This is a genomic window from Microcystis sp. 49638_E5 (genome assembly GCF_021300285.1).
GTDB classification, from domain to species: Bacteria; Cyanobacteriota; Cyanobacteriia; order Cyanobacteriales; family Microcystaceae; genus Microcystis; species Microcystis aeruginosa_C.
Genome location: NZ_JAJTDH010000065.1, coordinates 1 through 16,909 on the forward strand (window position 1 = coordinate 1; position 16,909 = coordinate 16,909).

The 16,909-nt window shown below is 43.9% G+C and carries 19 protein-coding genes; 6 read left to right on the plus strand and 13 right to left on the minus strand.

Annotated elements, in window-relative coordinates; all coding sequences use genetic code 11:
• Positions 1–264 precede the first annotated feature (264 nt).
• Both LW728_RS16730 and trmFO read right to left on the minus strand, forming a co-directional pair.
• Positions 265–762, minus strand: coding sequence for a 2TM domain-containing protein (locus LW728_RS16730; protein ID WP_002781713.1), 498 nt, complete (start codon positions 760–762; stop codon positions 265–267).
• A gap of 60 nt (positions 763–822) precedes the next feature.
• Complete coding sequence (gene trmFO / locus LW728_RS16735) at positions 823–2,160, minus strand: FADH(2)-oxidizing methylenetetrahydrofolate--tRNA-(uracil(54)-C(5))-methyltransferase TrmFO (protein ID WP_002803278.1); 1,338 nt, start codon at positions 2,158–2,160, stop codon at positions 823–825.
• Between the two features lie 243 nt (positions 2,161–2,403).
• On the opposite strand from trmFO, the gene LW728_RS16740 reads away from it, so the two are divergent.
• A complete protein-coding gene (locus tag LW728_RS16740) occupies positions 2,404–2,682 on the plus strand; it encodes a hypothetical protein (protein ID WP_002736942.1) in 279 nt (92 codons plus the stop codon).
• Positions 2,683–3,019: 337 nt separating this feature from the next.
• Here LW728_RS16740 and LW728_RS16745 read toward each other — a convergent pair whose 3' ends face one another.
• Positions 3,020–4,099, minus strand: coding sequence for a PIN/TRAM domain-containing protein (locus tag LW728_RS16745; protein ID WP_043998032.1), 1,080 nt, complete (start codon positions 4,097–4,099; stop codon positions 3,020–3,022).
• A gap of 268 nt (positions 4,100–4,367) precedes the next feature.
• On the opposite strand from LW728_RS16745, the gene hemW reads away from it, so the two are divergent.
• On the plus strand, positions 4,368–5,540 hold the full coding sequence (gene hemW / locus LW728_RS16750) for a radical SAM family heme chaperone HemW (protein WP_287671494.1): 1,173 nt from the start codon (positions 4,368–4,370) through the stop codon (positions 5,538–5,540).
• 17 nt (positions 5,541–5,557) lie between these two features.
• Here hemW and LW728_RS16755 read toward each other — a convergent pair whose 3' ends face one another.
• The 3 genes from LW728_RS16755 to LW728_RS16765 form a co-directional block, all read right to left on the minus strand.
• Positions 5,558–5,878 (minus strand): cupin domain-containing protein, encoded by a 321-nt coding sequence (locus LW728_RS16755; RefSeq protein WP_287671492.1) that lies wholly within the window; start codon positions 5,876–5,878, stop codon positions 5,558–5,560.
• The gene (locus LW728_RS16760; RefSeq protein ID WP_002803272.1) at positions 5,878–6,450 is read right to left on the minus strand and encodes a shikimate kinase; all 573 of its coding nucleotides are present in this window, start codon (positions 6,448–6,450) and stop codon (positions 5,878–5,880) included. The genes LW728_RS16755 and LW728_RS16760 overlap by 1 nt, the downstream gene beginning before the upstream one ends.
• A 119-nt stretch (positions 6,451–6,569) precedes the next feature.
• The gene (locus LW728_RS16765; RefSeq protein WP_287671489.1) at positions 6,570–7,757 is read right to left on the minus strand and encodes an RNA-guided endonuclease InsQ/TnpB family protein; all 1,188 of its coding nucleotides are present in this window, start codon (positions 7,755–7,757) and stop codon (positions 6,570–6,572) included.
• A 327-nt stretch (positions 7,758–8,084) separates the two neighbouring features.
• Between LW728_RS16765 and LW728_RS16770 the strand changes: the two genes are divergently transcribed.
• Positions 8,085–9,158, plus strand: a complete 1,074-nt coding sequence (locus tag LW728_RS16770; protein WP_002803270.1) for a Gfo/Idh/MocA family protein — start codon at positions 8,085–8,087, stop codon at positions 9,156–9,158.
• 51 nt (positions 9,159–9,209) lie between these two features.
• Here the strand turns inward: LW728_RS16770 and LW728_RS16775 are convergent, their stop codons facing one another.
• Positions 9,210–9,545 (minus strand): excalibur calcium-binding domain-containing protein, encoded by a 336-nt coding sequence (locus LW728_RS16775; RefSeq protein ID WP_045358342.1) that lies wholly within the window; start codon positions 9,543–9,545, stop codon positions 9,210–9,212.
• 234 nt (positions 9,546–9,779) lie between these two features.
• Positions 9,780–11,084: a histidinol dehydrogenase gene (gene hisD, locus LW728_RS16780; RefSeq protein WP_287767350.1), complete on the minus strand. Its 1,305-nt coding sequence runs from the start codon at positions 11,082–11,084 to the stop codon at positions 9,780–9,782.
• A gap of 67 nt (positions 11,085–11,151) precedes the next feature.
• On the opposite strand from hisD, the gene LW728_RS16785 reads away from it, so the two are divergent.
• From LW728_RS16785 to murB, 3 genes are all read left to right on the plus strand, one after another.
• Positions 11,152–11,838, plus strand: coding sequence for a hypothetical protein (locus tag LW728_RS16785; RefSeq protein ID WP_002803262.1), 687 nt, complete (start codon positions 11,152–11,154; stop codon positions 11,836–11,838).
• A gap of 233 nt (positions 11,839–12,071) precedes the next feature.
• Positions 12,072–13,499 (plus strand): UDP-N-acetylmuramate--L-alanine ligase, encoded by a 1,428-nt coding sequence (gene murC / locus LW728_RS16790; RefSeq protein WP_287670396.1) that lies wholly within the window; start codon positions 12,072–12,074, stop codon positions 13,497–13,499.
• Positions 13,500–13,653: 154 nt separating this feature from the next.
• Complete coding sequence (gene murB, locus LW728_RS16795; RefSeq protein WP_287670394.1) at positions 13,654–14,532, plus strand: UDP-N-acetylmuramate dehydrogenase; 879 nt, start codon at positions 13,654–13,656, stop codon at positions 14,530–14,532.
• A 186-nt stretch (positions 14,533–14,718) separates the two neighbouring features.
• On the opposite strand, the gene LW728_RS16800 is transcribed toward murB, so the two are convergent.
• The 5 genes from LW728_RS16800 to LW728_RS16820 form a co-directional block, all read right to left on the minus strand.
• The gene (locus tag LW728_RS16800) at positions 14,719–15,264 is read right to left on the minus strand and encodes a hypothetical protein (protein WP_002791843.1); all 546 of its coding nucleotides are present in this window, start codon (positions 15,262–15,264) and stop codon (positions 14,719–14,721) included.
• Positions 15,265–15,293: 29 nt separating this feature from the next.
• On the minus strand, positions 15,294–15,740 hold the full coding sequence (locus LW728_RS16805) for a Tse2 family ADP-ribosyltransferase toxin (protein ID WP_002799046.1): 447 nt from the start codon (positions 15,738–15,740) through the stop codon (positions 15,294–15,296).
• A 6-nt stretch (positions 15,741–15,746) separates the two neighbouring features.
• Positions 15,747–16,010, minus strand: a complete 264-nt coding sequence (locus tag LW728_RS16810; protein WP_079208077.1) for a KH domain-containing protein — start codon at positions 16,008–16,010, stop codon at positions 15,747–15,749.
• A gap of 301 nt (positions 16,011–16,311) precedes the next feature.
• Positions 16,312–16,599, minus strand: a complete 288-nt coding sequence (locus LW728_RS16815; RefSeq protein ID WP_002767514.1) for a HigA family addiction module antitoxin — start codon at positions 16,597–16,599, stop codon at positions 16,312–16,314.
• Positions 16,599–16,877, minus strand: a complete 279-nt coding sequence (locus LW728_RS16820) for a type II toxin-antitoxin system RelE/ParE family toxin (RefSeq protein WP_002791849.1) — start codon at positions 16,875–16,877, stop codon at positions 16,599–16,601. The genes LW728_RS16815 and LW728_RS16820 overlap by 1 nt, the downstream gene beginning before the upstream one ends.
• Between the last annotated feature and the right edge of the window lie 32 nt (positions 16,878–16,909).

Consider the following 16,909-nt stretch of genomic DNA (forward strand, 5'->3'; position numbering starts at 1 on the left):
GACTTGGAAACTATCTCATCAAATTAGTTCCCCCATAGAACCCCCTTGAGCCATCTAGCACACTTTTCTCTTTTTGTCAAATTTTATGTTAAGAAAGATGTGACTAATGGATAGCTTATTAAGGGGGGCAGGGGGGATCGAACCTAAAATTCATTTTTAATTTAATTATAACCAGCTACTTAAGTAGTAGTGCAAAGCTCAACTTTGTGTACTTTGTGTCTCTGTGGTTCACAAAAACAAAAAAGGCTTAATTTGGCAACAGTATTAAAACTGTAAAAACTTTTTAACTTGTGTCCAAAGATTGGTAAAAGACTCTTTCATTTCCTCCTTAATTTTCCAGCGTTTAAATGCCTCTTCGTAGGCAATTCCTTGATTTTGGAAAGTTTTCCAAGCCGAGAGAGAAAGAGGTAAACCCATCAGCAAAAGCAGATAAATTGCCCAAGAAATTGTTCCCGCACTAATTAAATTAATGATAATAAAAAAACTATTAATAATCAGATAGCGAACAGTTTTATTTTTTAGCTCCTCGCGACGAAAGCGATCGAATTCTTGCCGCTTATAACTGAGCATTTTTGACTCTTGCCAGTCCTTTTCCGCCGCTTCTAAGTCTTTAACTTCAATAGCCAAATCGTCGGCAATTTCTAACAACTGTTGACGGGTAATTTCTCCCTTATCCCCTTGACGGGAGATAGCCAAATAGAGAATTTCCTGCACATCCTCTTGACTGTAGGATTGGGGAGGGAAAAAATCGGGGTTTGGCATAGCGATAGAGAAAGAAATAGGTTCCTTCTCTATTATGGGCGATCGATTAGCGATTGACAGTTAGACGAGACAGGGAGTTTTTAGCTGATTCCACCATGCTTCTAAATCCTGCAAAGAGCGATCGGCATATTGACCGTAACGTTCCCGTTTATTGCGGATTTTTCTGGTAAAATTCGGCAAAATGCCAAAATTTGGCGGCATCGGTTGAAAATGTTTCGGTTCGGCACTGCTGATAAACTCAAATAATGACCCCATCATCGTTGTGGTTGGCAATGTCACCGTTTCTAATCCTAAAGCTAAACGAGCGGCATTAGTTCCCGCTAACCATCCCCCAGCAGCCGCAGCCGTATAGCCTTCCGTGCCGATTAACTGTCCTGCCGCTAATAGCGTCGGTCGCGATTTAAACTGGAGACTGGAGGATAATAACTGGGGAGAATTGATAAAGGTGTTTTTGTGCATCACCCCCATGCGGACAAATTCGGCCTTTTCTAACCCCGGAATCAGACGGAAAACCCGTGTTTGTTCACCCCATTTTAAATTAGTTTGAAATCCCACCATATTCCACAATTGCCCCGCTTTATCTTCCATTCGCAACTGTATAACTGCGTAGGGACGTTGATCTGGATATCTGGGATCCGCTAATCCCACCGGTTTCAGGGGACCAAAACGCATGGTATCCTCTCCCCGACTGGCTAATTCTTCGATTGGCAGACAAGCCTCGAAAAATTTGGCATTTTCTCGCTCAAAATCCTTCAATTCTGCTTGTTCTGCCTGTTTTAACTCTTGCCAGAAATGCAGGTATTGTTCCCGATCCATGGGACAATTGAGATAGGCAGCCTCACCTTTATCGTAACGGGAGGCCAGAAAAGCGATCGATTGATCAATAGATTCCCCTAGAATAATCGGACTAGCGGCATCAAAAAAGCTCAGATAGTCCAGGCCGGCAAAATTTTGCAGATCTGCGGCCAAGGCAGCACTGGTTAAGGGTCCAGTGGTTAAAACGACGATACCATCCCGGGGAATTTCCGTGATCTCCTGACGTTTTAAGGTGACTAGAGGGTGGTTAGCCAAGATTTCCGTCAAATTTCGACTAAAGACCCCCCGATCAACCGCTAAAGCCCCTCCTGCGGGGACACTGTGCTGATCGGCCTGAGCAATAACTAGAGAATTTAAGCGTCGTAATTCTTCATGGAGTAACCCGGTGGCGCGATCCACCGCCATGGCACCAAAGGAGTTACTACAGACTAATTCGGCTAAAAATTGGCTATGGTGGGCGGGACTAGAGCGAATTGGGCGCATTTCGTACAGGATCACGGGAATACCTGCTTGGGCTATCTGCCACGCCGCCTCAGTCCCCGCTAATCCTCCACCAATTACATGAATAGGGCGATCGATCATAGTTGGGAGAAAATGGCTAGAGTAGGATTATTTTAGCGTTAGTTCCGAGTCACCAAAAAAATAGGGCCAGCCTAGGGCGATCGCATGAAGATTGGGGCTGATCGCAAACTCAGGTTATAATATAAGGAAGGGATAGAATATTATATTTTATCTCGTCACGGTTTTTGCTTTCGAGAAGGTGGCAACACCGCCCCACTTTCTCACCATCTCCTTCCAGATGGGCTAGTTAGCGGTTTGACTTCTATGAACACCAATTATCTTGAGGAATACCAAAAATACCTAGCCGAATGGCAGAAAATGCTTCTGTCCGCTTGGGGTAATGGTCTTCCCACGACTACACCAGTGTTTGAGTTTCCAGAAACTTTGGTTAAATCCCTCGAATATCAACAAGAATGGGTGAAATCCTACCTAACCGCCCAAGAAACCGCCACCAAAGTTGCCCTCGATAGTCAGAAACAATTCTGGGATAGTTATTTCGGTTTTGCTCGTCAGTCCATGGCTGTAATCAATAAACCAGCTTAATTAGGTATCAATTGGCTAGATAGGGTTTGCTGAATAAATCTAAAAACCTTGTCCAACAAGGTTTTTAGACTTTTTTTCCCTCAAAAAGTGCCGACCTTTGGAGTGATTGGGGGGAAAATTCCTGGACTTTTTCCCTGAAAATTAGGTAATTGACCACCTGAAAATGGGTAAAACCCCACACCCCACACCCTACACCCTACACCCTGCCCCTAGGAAAAACTTTTTCAGCAGACCCTAGATAGTTCGATTAGTGACTTAACTTCCCTTAAAAAATGAAATTCCTCAAATACAATCCCCTCCGGCCTTGTATTTGAGGATTTTTTCGGTTTTATTACCTTTAGGCAATCAGGGAATTTTGGGGTTTAGCAAAAATCATCCGGCCGGCCGAGGTTTGCAGTGCAGATGTCACCACTACCCGCAATTCTCCCCCCAGATAATCTTTTCCTTCTTCTACCACCACCATCGTGCCATCTTCCAGATAACCGATGCCTTGGGTGGGTTCTTTTCCTGCTTTGAGAATTTTCAGATCCAAAGTATCCCCGGGTAAGTAGATCGGGCGTACTGCTTGGGCGAGATCGTTGACATTCAAGATGGTGACTTTTTGCAGATTGGCCACTTTACTGAGATTATAATCGTTCGTGAGCAAGGTGGCGTTAATTTCTTGGGCAAGATGGACCAATTTAGCATCTACGGTGCTAATATCCTCATAATCGGCCGGATGAATGATAATGCGATCAGGGAATTCTTGCTGCATCCGGTTTAAGATATCTAATCCGCGTCTTCCTCTGACTCGTTTTTGGTCGTTACTGCCATCCGCTAACTGTTGCAATTCCTGAAGGATAAATTGGGGGATGAGTATCTGTCCCTCGATAAATCCCGTGTCTAACAATTGTTCGATACGACCATCGATAATACAACTGGTGTCCACAACTTTGGTGGCGGCCGCTTGCAGGGTTCCTTCTGCCACTAAAATTGATTCCATACTATTGGGGTTAATCAGACGCAAAAAAGTGCGACCGTGGGTATCAGCTAAACTAACCCCCAGATAGGAAAACATAATACTGCCTAAAATGGCGATTATCGGCTTAATAAACGAGAATTCTCTGGGAATCGGTAGGAAGAAAATCGGGGCCAGGATCAGATTAGCAATTAACAAACCGATAACTAGACCGACCGAACGGGTTAAAATAACTTCGATCGGAGTTTGCCTTACTTGGGTTTCTAGACGACGATAGGTAGTTTGGGCAACTAAACCAAGAGCTAAACCAATAATTGAGGCAAAACCCGCCGATAACCAGCGTAACGCTTCAATATTGCTGATTTGCGACTGGACAGTAACCGGCAGCAAGTCAACACCACTATAACCAATACTGGCAACAGCGAAGACGAATAGTAAAATTATGACAGCATCAAGCATGGGGATAATACCAGAGAGGATAGGGGGGAATGATGATAGAAAAATAATGAGTATGGATGCTTTTCTATTATATCTGTGGGTTTCTCCTAATTTGTGTCGGGAAAGTTGCCTCCATTCTAGGAGATGTTCTCCCCAGCCATAATACATCTTAACGAAGATAAACGAAATTACAGTAGGAGGCAGGAGGCAGGAGGCAGCTTTATTCTCCCCACACCCCACACCCCACACCCCACACCCCACACTCCCTTTTTTCCTTTTTCCTCATATAATGCCCTATTTTCACCCCGTAACCTCGGTTTATATTCATATTCCCTTTTGCCGTCGGCGCTGTTTTTACTGTGATTTCCCGATTTTTGTCCTTGGTAATCGCACCAATCCGGCGACTTTTCCCCCTGTGGTGGAGTATGTGGAAATATTACAAGAAGAAATTAGTCTTAGTCAGGGGACGGGGAAACCCCTAGAAACAATTTTTTTTGGGGGGGGGACTCCTTCCCTGTTACCGGCGGAATTATTAGGATCAATTCTGGATACTTTAGCCAAAAAGTTTGATTTTGCGGCCGATATAGAGATTTCTATGGAGATTGATCCGGCTACCTTTAGTTTAGAACAATTACAGGGTTATCTTAGCGCGGGAGTCAATCGGGTTAGTTTAGGAGTACAGGCTTTTCAAGAACCATTATTACAGGTTTCTGGTCGATCGCATACCGTTAAGGATATCTATCAGGCAGTGGAATTAATTCAGGGATTGGGAATAGTTAACTATAGTTTGGATTTGATTTCGGGATTGCCACAACAAACCCTCACAGATTGGGAAAATTCCCTAGAAAAAGCGATCGAACTGCAACCGGCCCATCTTTCCTGTTACGATTTGGTCTTAGAAGCGGTTACTCCTTTCGGTAAACAGTATCAACCGGGAAAAAAACCCTTACCCGATGATGAAACTACGGCGAAAATGTATGTTTTAGCCGGTGAAAAACTAGCTTTAGCCGGTTATCAACATTACGAGATTTCTAACTATGCCAAACCGGGTTATCAATGCCGACATAATCGAGTTTACTGGGAAAATCGTCCCTATTACGGTTTTGGTATGGGGGCTGCTAGTTATCTTCATCAACAACGTTTTACCCGTCCGCGCAAAAGTCGCGACTATTTCGCTTGGGTAAAAGAAGGCTGTCAGATTGACGTGGAGAAAAATAGTTTTATTGATGATCTTCTCGAAACCTTAATGCTAGGGTTAAGGTTAGGGTCAGGGGTGAGTTTACCCGCGATTGAAGCTAATTTTGGCCCGGAAATCAAAAAAGCAATTTTAGAGGTCTTAGAGCCGCATAAACAGCGTAATCTAGTAATAATTGAGGGGGATACCAGGGTAAGATTAAGCGACCCCGAAGGTTTTTTGTTTTCTAATATCGTTTTAACCGATTTATTCGATCGCTGGCAATAGTCAGGAACTATATTTTACTAGCGATAATGGATAGCTAACCAAATACAAGGGGGATTATTGCTAGTAAATTCGACGCGATGTTTTTGGTGAGGAGGAATCAGCAGATAATCCCCCGCTTGCAGATTAAATTGGCTGCCATCTTCATAACTAATCTCAGCGAATCCCTGTAATAAAATCACCCATTCAAACTCAGATTGATCGTACCATTGACCCCGGGGAGTGGTTTGACCGGTGGAAATAATTCTTTCTAGACGAATAGCTTGACTTTGAGCTAAAATTTCCAGAATTTCTCGGTCGGGAATTAGTTCAGGTAAATCAAAAATTGAAGCTGCTATCATTAGTTATTATCCCTTTCTGGATGAAAATCTTTAATTACCGTCGGTATTGCTGTTAAAATTTTCTCAACGATATGAGCAGGTGTATCTAGGTCAGAAACAACAATCCTAATATCTGCTTCTGCATAAAGTCCTCGTCTTTGTTCTAATAATAATTCCAGTTTACTTTCTAAATCAGTGGACTGAAGCAAGGGACGAGAGGTATCTTGTTTTAAACGTTTAACCAAGACTTCTAGAGGAACATCTAACCAAATCATTAAACCGTGACGAAGATAACTCCAATTCATCGGTTTTAAAACCATCCCTCCCCCGGTGGCAATCACAGTTTTAGTCAGAGAGGATAATTCGGCTAAAACTTGGGTTTCTAACTCCCGAAAAGTCGCTTCTCCCTCGTCGACAAAAATTTCCCTGATTTTCTTTCCCGCGACCCTTTCTATTAATATATCTGTATCAAAAAAACGATATTGTAAACGTCGGGAAAGCAACTCTCCCAGGGTGGATTTGCCAGATCCCATCATTCCTAGCAAAAAAACACTTAATCCCCGTAAGGAGTTAAAATCCGTTGAATTGTCCATAGTTAAAATTTAGCCGAATGTAGTCCTCGCTACTCAGGGACGATGTTTTGATAAGCATGTGGGATTGACACTCCCGTCGCTAAAAGCGAGGGATTCTTGGTTCACTGACTCAAGTTGTCTTAGCAGGTATTTCTACCAACCAAAATAGAGCTTAAATCTCCCCAAGCGTTTAGGTCTGACGACCAGCTTCCGATATGCCCTATCGTAGCTTTTTTGAGTATATTTAATGCCGCCATTTTGTCTCTATCTTCCACATATCCGCAGGAACAAACATGAGTTCTAACTGATAGAGACTTTTTGACTAACCGACCACAATTAAGGCATTCTTGACTGGTATAGGCGGGATTAACTGCAATAGTTAATCTGCCGTATTTAATGCCAAAATACTCAATCCATTTTCTCAATTGTGACCAACCAGCATCATTGATACTCTTGGCTAGTTTTTGATTACGCACAAGGTTTTTGACTTTTAAATCTTCGTAAGCTATCAAGTCGTTTGACTGAATTAAACGGAGTGCCAATTTTTTAGCAAACTCTTCTCGTTGCCTACTTACTTTTAAGTGTCCCTTGGCGTATTTTTGACTAGCTTTTTTGTAGTTATTAGACTGCTTTTGTCCTCTCTTAAACTTTTTCGACTTTCTTCTATTCAGTTTATTAAGACGCTTCTCGGCTTTTCGATAATACTTAGGAGGCTCTACTGTATTCCCGTTGCTGTCAGCATAAAGATATTTTAACCCCATATCTAATCCTAGGCAATGACCCGTCGATTCTAATTGTGGGGTTATATCTCTAGCATCGAGTTTTAGCATTAACTGGCAATAATATCCATCAGCCCTTTTAACTATTCTCAACCGTTGAATTTGCCATTCTTGAAAATAAAACAAGTCTCGACTACCAATTAGTTTTAACTCCCCAATGTTTTTTCCATCAGTGAAAGTTATTCTCTTGGAATTTCGATTAAGTTTCCAACCTGACTTTTTAAACTCAACAGAATGAGTACGTTTAGAGTACTTAGGATATCCTTTCTTACCAGCGATTTGGTTCTTGCAATTGTTATAGAACCTAAGAATAGCAGTCCAAGTCCGTTCGCAAGCCTGTTGACAAGCTGTAGAGTTAAGGTCTTGAACAAAAGGGTATTCACTTCTTAATTGAGTGACATATTTATATACATCCTTTTGTCCTACACCTTTATTGTCTTCCCAATATCTAAGACATTTATTCCGAACAAACTGTACTGTCCGAATAGCCTCATCAATGGCTTGATATTGAGATGGTTTTCCTCTAAGCTTGTACTCTAAAACAAACATTTTGCGTTATCGACCTACCACGCAAACTACTCTAGCATACTAAAATTAAATTGGCAACTATAGATTAGAGTTATTCTTAGTCGTGCTTCGCTGTTGTATGCTGGTCAGCTTTTCATCTCCGAGGTGAAACCGAGGGTTCCTTCAAGCCGACATTATAGGTAAAAACCCGCAGATGAAATCAGAAAATCTTCTCAGAACCCCCATTGACACCGACATCGTGTCAGAATCTGGATAACCATGATACCATCTTGGTAATTAATCGACAAAATCAGCTTGATTAATTTAATCAAGTGGTGTGGGGAGTGTGAACACAGGAGTCTAAAATTCATGTCCAATCAACCAGCAAACTTTCCGGGTAACAGAAATCAACTCAAACCGATTAAAGTCGGGATTATCGGGGTCGGTAACATGGGACAACACCATAGTCGCATCCTGAGTTTATTAAAAGACGTGGAATTCGTCGGGGTGGCCGATGTCAACGTCGAAAAGGGTCTGGAAACTGCCAGTAAATACCGAGTCCGTTTTTTTGAAAATTATTTAGATCTCTTACCTAGGGTAGATGCGGTTTGTCTCGCTGTCCCCACGCGGTTACACCATCGAGTCGGGATGGACTGTCTGCAAGCGGGAGTACATACCTTGATCGAGAAACCGATCGCCGCTAGTATTAGTGAAGCGGAATCTTTAGTCAACGCAGCAGCCGATCACGATTGTATTCTGCAAGTGGGTCATATCGAGCGTTTTAATCCCGCTTTCCAAGAGTTATCGAAGGTCTTGAAAACCGAGGAGATTTTAGCGATTGAATCCCATCGCATGAGTCCCTATTCCCAACGCGCTAATGATGTGTCGGTGGTGTTAGATTTAATGATCCACGATATAGATTTAATTTTAGAATTAGTCGCCGCTCCCGTGGTGAAATTAACCGCTAGTGGTAGTCGCGCTGCCACTGATTCCGGTTATCTCGATTATGTCACTGCAACCCTTGGTTTTAGTAATGGAGTGGTGGCTAATTTAACCGCTAGTAAGGTGACTCATCGCAAGATTCGCCGTTTAGCGGCCCACTGTAAAAATTCTCTCACGGAAGCGGATTTTCTCAATAATGAAATCCTCATTCACCGGCAAACCACCGCTAACTATAGCACCGATTACGGTCAAGTTCTCTACCGTCAAGATGGTTTAATTGAAAAGGTTTATACCAGCAATATTGAACCTCTACACGCGGAATTAGAACATTTTGTTCATTGTGTGCGCGGTGGGGACCAACCTTCTGTCGGTGGGGAACAAGCTTTAAAAGCTTTACGATTAGCTAGTTTAATCGAACAAATTGCCCTTGATGGTCGCGTTTGGCAACAATCGGACTGGAATTATCAATATCTTAATTCTCCCGTGATTACTGCTTCTTGATTGTTTTTACCCCGATTCTTTAAGTAAGAGAATTGGGGTGAGGAAACAAAATTAGTTATCTGGAAAACTTTCCCAACATTTTTCTGAGGATTTTTTTCCACACCATTGACTTTCACAGGGAACTCCATCACCGTCTCCATCCATTTTGACATTGGGGCAATTTCTCAAGAAAAAAGTCGCTTCTGCACAGGAGGTCATCTGGGAACAGTGAGTTCTACCATCGCACCGAAACTGTGGAGAAGGACTAGGTTTTTTCTGGGGAGTGGGACGATTATTGTTGTTAGCTACGGCTAAATTATTGAGGGTTTGATTGCCAGAAATTGGTGATTTTATTGATATTTGTTCGCTCAGAAAACCCAGAATTAAAATAACAATTACTTTTTTCATAAAATGCTTGCCTGATTCTCTGCTCTTATCATAGTACCAGATAGGAGACAGGATAATAAATCAGAGTTATTCCCTGTTTCCTATTCCCTGTATTTAGAGCTTGCTGAATAAATCTAAAAACCTTTTTGGGTAAGACTTTTAGACCTTTTGTCAATCAAAAAGTACTGGATATGGGAGTGATCGGGGGGAAATTTAGGCACTTTTTCCCTGAAAACTTTTTGCCGCAAACCCTATTTAGAGTAAAATTTCCCTGTGTTGAATTGCTAATTTATGGGCGGGAAAACCTTCGTACTCGGCTAAAGTTTTCGTGGTTTCTTTTAACTTTTCAAAGCCTTCAGGGGTGACATAAGCCAAAGTGGAGCGCTTGAGAAAATCATAAACCGAAACCGCCGAATAGGAACGGGCAAAACTTCCTGTCGGCAGCACAGCATTGACTCCGATGGCGTAGGTAGCCATAGAGGAAGGAGTATGATTTCCCAGGAGAATTTCGCCAGCATTTTTAATCTTGCCCAGAATGGCAAAAGGATTACTAACTAAAACCTCTAGATGTTCTGGGGCGTACTCATTGACAAAATCGAGGGATTGCTGCAAACTATCGGTTAAAATTATGCCCCCATAGGCGGCTAAACCCGCCTCACAGAATTCCCGTCGCCAATCCGGGAGTTTTTGCAGGTATTCCTGTGCATATTCACTAGCAGCGATCGCCAAATCTTCACAGTGGGTGACTAATAAAGCCGCCGAATCCGCCCCGTGTTCCGCTTCAATTAATAAATCCAAGGCCGCTAAACGGGCATCGGTGGACTCATCGGCCAAAACTATCGACTCACTTGGACCTGCCGGCAAACCCACATCCACAGTACCGAACAGTAACCGCTTGGCCGCCGCCCCATAGACGCTGCACGGACCGGTAATTTTGTCAACCCTTTTGATATTTTTTGTTCCCAAAGCCAAAGCGGCGATCGCTTGTACGCCCCCTAACTTATAAATTTCTCTGACTCCAGCCATGCGTGCCGCCACCAGAGAAACCGGCTCCACGTTGCCCTGTTTATCGGGGGGAGTGCAAACCACCACTCTTTCCACTCCTGCCACCATTGCCGGTATGGCTAACATTAACATCATCGAAGGAAAAGCACCGCGGCCCCGGGGAACGTATAAACCCACATTGGGGATAGGAGAGATTTTTTCGCCGGCAAAGACACCGGTTTCAATTTCTGCCAGTAGTGTTTCTTCCGGCATTTGGCGACGATGTACCTCTTGAATATTCCGGAAAGCCTGTTCAATGGCAGTTTTTACTTCCGGTTCAATTAAATGAAAAGCCCGCTCAAATTCTGCCTCGCTGACTTTGATATTTTCTACCGTCGCACCCTCGTAGTCAAAACGCCGCACATAGTCCACAACGCCGGCATCTCCCCGTTCGCGGATGGTTTCTATGACCGTTTGAGCGACTTTGAGGGCGTTATCAATATCTAACTCGGCTCTTTTCTGAAGTTTTGCCCGTTCCGCGCTACTTAATTGCGAAAGTTTTAATATTCTAACCACTATTGGTGCTCCTACTGCCCCCCGTCCTCTCAAGAATAGCGGGGAATCTGAATCTTTTTTGATTATAATGCAGATCATGTTTAAGCTCTCTTGCTGTTCTGTAAATGCGATCGCTCTTAGTTTATTATGGGGGGCGAGTGGTGCTGTGTGGGCAGAAACGGATTTAGACTTAGATCCGAAAATTCGGCAAGAAAGCCCGGTTTTAGAGCGTTGGTTAGAAAAAATACCCGATATCGCCGAAGATATTCGCCGCGATCCCAGTTTTCGCACGCGTATCCGCTTGGGATATGCAGAGTTTCCTTCTAGCGATAATTCCAGTGGCGTGATTTTGGGGGTAGAAGATGTGTTTTTCGGTCAAACCAGTTTAACCCTAAGCGGCGATTATCAGACGGTTTTTAACGGCAAAAGGACGGCAATAGGAGCAAATTTACAATACTATCTCCTCCCTGTGGGTGATTATGTCAATCTAGCTCCTATGGTGGGCTATCGTTACATTCAAACGGGAAATTACAGCACCGATGGGCTTAACTTAGGATTAAAGCTCAAATTAGCCCTTTCTCGCACGGGGGCGGCAGATATCACCGTCAGTCAGAGTTTTATCTCCCCCGGTGGTGATAACGAGGTGGGATTGACTACTCTTTCGGTTGGTTATGCGATTACCTCTAATTTACGTTTAGCCGCCGATATTCAAGCCCAAAATTCCCGCGCTCGTAAAGATAGCTCCGTGGGAATTTTACTGGAATGGCTGCCCTAATTAGGTTCGTGGGGGCAGCCTGTGGGGTATAGGGTTTTACCGATTTTTGGGACGTTTGGCAAAGCTCGGTAAAAAAAGGAATTGGGAGAAAAAAATTTAATTCTGCGTCAAGGATTTTGCAAGGTGACTGGGCAACATTTTGGAATTCTGCTCAAATGCCCCTATCATGAAGTTGACTTTACTACCGATCGAGTTTAAAACTTATATAATCGTGGGTTTGAGGAGTGAAAACAGTGAAAAAAGTTAATTTTAACGGCCAACCTTTCCATTTTATCGGTATTGGCGGTATTGGGATGTCAGCCCTCGCTTATATCTTAGCCAAACGCAATTTACCCGTGTCTGGCTCCGATTTACGTCCTACTCATATCACCCAACGGCTACAGGGAGCGGGAGCGCAGATTTTCCACCGTCAAGAGGCAAATAATTTAGCTTTATTTCATTCTCCTGGCCCTCAAAACAGTAGCCAAACAGTTCCGCAAGTAATCTGCTCCACGGCGATTAATGACCATAACAAGGAATATCAAGCGGCCAGAGACTTAGGATACCCAATTTTTCACCGTAGCGACGTTTTAGCGGCTTTAATCGCTGATTACGACAGTATCGCCGTCGCTGGCACCCACGGCAAAACCACCACTAGCAGCCTAATCGGTTACGTTTTGTTAGAAGCGGGATTAGATCCCACGATCATTGTCGGTGGTGAGGTGGACGCTTGGGAAGGTAACGCTCGTCTTGGTCAAGGTCGTTTTTTAGTGGCAGAGGCCGATGAGTCCGATGGTTCCCTAACCAAGCACGCCCCGAAAATCGGCGTAATCACTAATATTGAGCTAGATCACCCAGATCATTACCATAATTTAAGCGAAGTTATCGATACTTTCCATGAATTCGCCCATCAGTGCCAGATTTTAGTCGCTTGTTTAGATTGTGACACGATCGCCGAGCATTTCCGTCCGACAATCAGTTATAGTCTCGATCCCGAAAAAGGTGCCGATTACACCGTCAGCGAGATTATCTATGAACAGGGAATGATGAAAGCTTCCGTCTGGGAAAAAGGCAGTTATCTGGGACAAATGGAAGTGAAAATCCCCGGGCAACATAATATCAGTAATGCTTTGGCAGTGGTGGCCATCGGACGTTATCTCGGTTTAGAATTTGCCGTTATTGCCGATGCGATCGCTACTTTTGCCGGGGCAAAACGCCGTTTTGAACACAAGGGAGAGGCAAACGGCATCACTTTTATCGATGATTATGCCCATCATCCTAGCGAATTGTTGGCCACGTTAGCGGCGGCAAAATTAAAGGTAGAAGGCAAACAGTACCAACGTTCGATCGCCGTTTTCCAACCCCATCGCTACAGTCGCACCACTGCCTTTTTAGAGGAATTCGGCTCCGCTTTCAGTTCCGCCGATGTGGTAGTCTTAACCGATATTTATAGTGCCGGGGAAGTGAATATCAATCACGTCACGGGGCAGCAAGTGGTCGAACAGGTGAGAAAACACCATAAAAACGCCTACTATCACCCTGAATTGAGTTCTTTAGGTCAATTCCTGCTAGAAATTCTCCAACCAGGGGATCTAGCCCTGTTCCTCGGCGCCGGCAATCTCAATCAAGTTATCCCCGAAATGCTCTCTCTTTACCGCGAACAATTAGCAGTTAGAGTATAGGAGTCAGGATTCAGGAGACAGGATTCAGGAGTCAGGAGATTATTTTTATTTATTCTCCCCGCTTCTCGCTCCCTGCTCCTCTGCTCCCCATCTCCCCAACCCCCAATTCATAATTTATAATTCATAATTTATAATTCCCAACCCCTAAAACCCTATGATTAAATCCTCTGTTTCTCTAGCTGATTTCACTTCCTACCGGGTGGGGGGAAGAGCGCAATGGTATGCCGAACCAGTTAATCTAGAGGAATTAAGAGAATTGTTCGCTTGGTGGCAATCGCAAGATTTACCCTTGACTGTTTTGGGGGCTGGTTCAAATTTACTAATCAGCGATCGAGGTTTACCCGGACTTGTCCTCAATACTCGTCATCTGCGATCGAGTTGTTTTGATGCCGAAACTGCTACGATTACAGCAGCGGCGGGGGAACCCCTGCCAAAAATAGCTTGGAGAGCGGCAAAACGGGGCTGGAGGGGCTTAGAATGGGCGGTGGGTATCCCCGGTACGGTGGGGGGTGCTGTGGTCATGAATGCGGGGGCGCACACCTCCTGTGTGGCGGATCGATTAGTGCGGGCGCTGGTATTAAATCCCGATGGTCAGTTAGAAACTTTAAGCAAAGAAGATTTAAATTATAGTTATCGCAGTTCTTCTCTGCAAGGGGATCAACGTTTAGTTATCGAAGCTACATTTCAGTTAGAAGCTACCGATAATCGCGAGGAAATAATGGCAATTACTACCCATAATTTACGCCATCGCAAAAATACCCAACCCTATGATCGTCCTAGTTGTGGTAGTGTTTTCCGCAATCCTAAACCGCAATTTGCCGGGGCTTTAATTGAGGGAATGGGATTAAAAGGTTATCAAATTGGTGGGGCGCAAGTATCAGAATTACACGCTAATTTTATCCTGAATATTGGTTCAGCAAAAGCCTCGGATATTCTGCGTTTAATTCGCCATGTGCAGGAACAAGTGTTCGATCGCTGGTCCCTCTGGTTAGAACCAGAGGTGAAATTTTTAGGGGAATTTGACGGGATTTAATTATTTTTCTCGATAACGGTTGAACTCAGCCACGATAGGCTGGAGTGCGACGGCAAATATTTTTATAATCCTCTAGCATGGTGCGTTCCCCAAAAATCTATTGGTGGGGCAGTAGGAGCCACATTAGGGAACGCACCCTACAGCGATGGGGATCGTACTGACAGTGGGAGCAGTGTAACGGTCTAGTTATGCCGTCTTCGCTTGTGAGGTTAACTTAAGCAGTTCATTAAGCTTATTTTTTAAGTTTTGGGATACCATAAGCGGATTGTAGACTTCTCCTGCGTAGGGTTGCCAAACATAACTAGAACTAAAGGGGCGCAATACTGACAATATTCCTAGCTCTTGTTCGAGTGGTTTTGCTAAAACCAGTCCTGGGATAGATAAGTTAGATGATTCTTCGATAAGCTCGCTGTAAGTTCTAAATTCATCGACTTCAACACCAACCAGTGCATAACGGAATGGGGGAGCAAATCGTAGGGACTGATATAGTAAGATACCTAACTCTGTCATTGAATATGCACTTTCAGGGCTGTCTATTCCCACTTCGCTAAGATTACTTGGTGAAACACGACACCACCAATTTTCTTCTATATCTTGGAATATATCTGTGTGACACTGGCAATGGCGACCAGTTGACAGCAACCATGATATTCCCTCAAAATGCTGAGCAAATTTATAGGCGTTGCTCTCATCCGAACCACATTCTGCCGATAGACTAAATATCCATGCCATTTTGATAGCCTCCCATTGTGTGTATGCCACTAATCAACCTTTTCCCAATATTTTTGGGTGTTTGCCAATGCTGCCTCGTACTTTTCTAGAGCCATTGTAACTCTTGGCATGATGCTAACGTGAGTCGGGCTATCTTGGACAGCCTGTAAATCCCCTGTGATATGGCTATCGTCAATTTGCCATAAAGGGTCTTTGCCAGTTCCACCAAAACTGGCAGGTTTGCGAAATGCTGGTAAACCTTCAATGGATAGGGCAACAGACATTCCCTTTGTGTCCCTAATGGCAACCGTTACAAGATCGCCATGCAACTTACGCTGTGGCTCTGGTAACAAATAGCTTTGTTCATCTAGGCAACCTACTGGCATTTGCTGAATGTTTATATCGATATTAGGTCTAACCCCTAATAATCTGGCACTACGACCAATTTTGGGTCTGTCGTTTTGCTCTGCCATGCCACGATAGTAGAGTTTCGCCATCACCCACTACTTGTATTTTACCTTTAGCTTCATTGTACCTGAAGCACCAACAATAAACTCAATTGGGACACCATCAACGTCTGAAGATAGACCAACACCAGCTTTCTGAGACATTGTAATCTCTATTTCATCAACACCATTTTCTTTTCCTGCTCGAATAATGTCGATCGCTACTTTTCTTTGTTCTGCAATCTCTTTTTCGTTAGCACCTGATGTAAGAAGGGAAATACCGTCCAAAACAAGTGCTACTGGAAGCGCCAAAGGCACCATTGCAAGCTAACTATTCTGCGACAAGAAGGTAAGCGCTTTATGCCGTTTTTCTGGCGTTGTGATGTCAAACTCGTTGGATTCACTCATACTCATTGGCTGGGTTCTATATAGCTATCGATTAACGAAGTGTTGGAATACAAACACAGAATATCACGCCCAAAAGCGTGTTAGCCAGATTAGCCTACTGCTAGTGGAGCAGTAGGAGCCACATTAGGGAACGCACTCTACAGCGATGGGGATCTGCTATGCAGTGCCTTCGGCATCGCACTGGGGTGTTGAGTCCGTCGGCTGCAAACCCTGGTTAGACAACTGATAGCCGTTTGACTTTGATATTGCCAATTGTCTGCTCTGCTTGCCATAGATCGTATTGCATTTGCTGATTGAGCCAACTTTCAGGAGATGTATCGAAAGCTTTCCCTAAGCGAATTGCCATTTCGGGGCTAATACCTGCCCTACCATTTAAGATGGCAGATAGGGTTTTTCGACTTACACCCAATGCTTCAGCAGCCTCAGTCACAGTCAGATTCAAAGGTTCGAGACAAAGTTCTTTAAGAACTTCACCAGGATGTGGTGGATTATGCATTTTCATCAGTGGTAGTCCTCAAGATCGACATCACAAGCATCAACACCGTCAAAGGTGAAAGTGATCCGCCAGTTTCCAGATACTCTCACCGTCCAGGTTCCTTTACGTTGCCCTGCCAGTTGATGAAGTACCAACCCGGGTAAGTTCATGTCTTGCGGTGAAGTTGCAGCACTGAGACGAGCCAGAATCAGCCGAATTCGTTGGGCATGATTTGCCTGAATGCCTCGGGTGGTTCCCGACTCAAAGAACTGCTCTAGTCCTCGATGCTTGAAACTGACTATCATCCATTAAGTGTAACCCATAACGTTACTGGTTA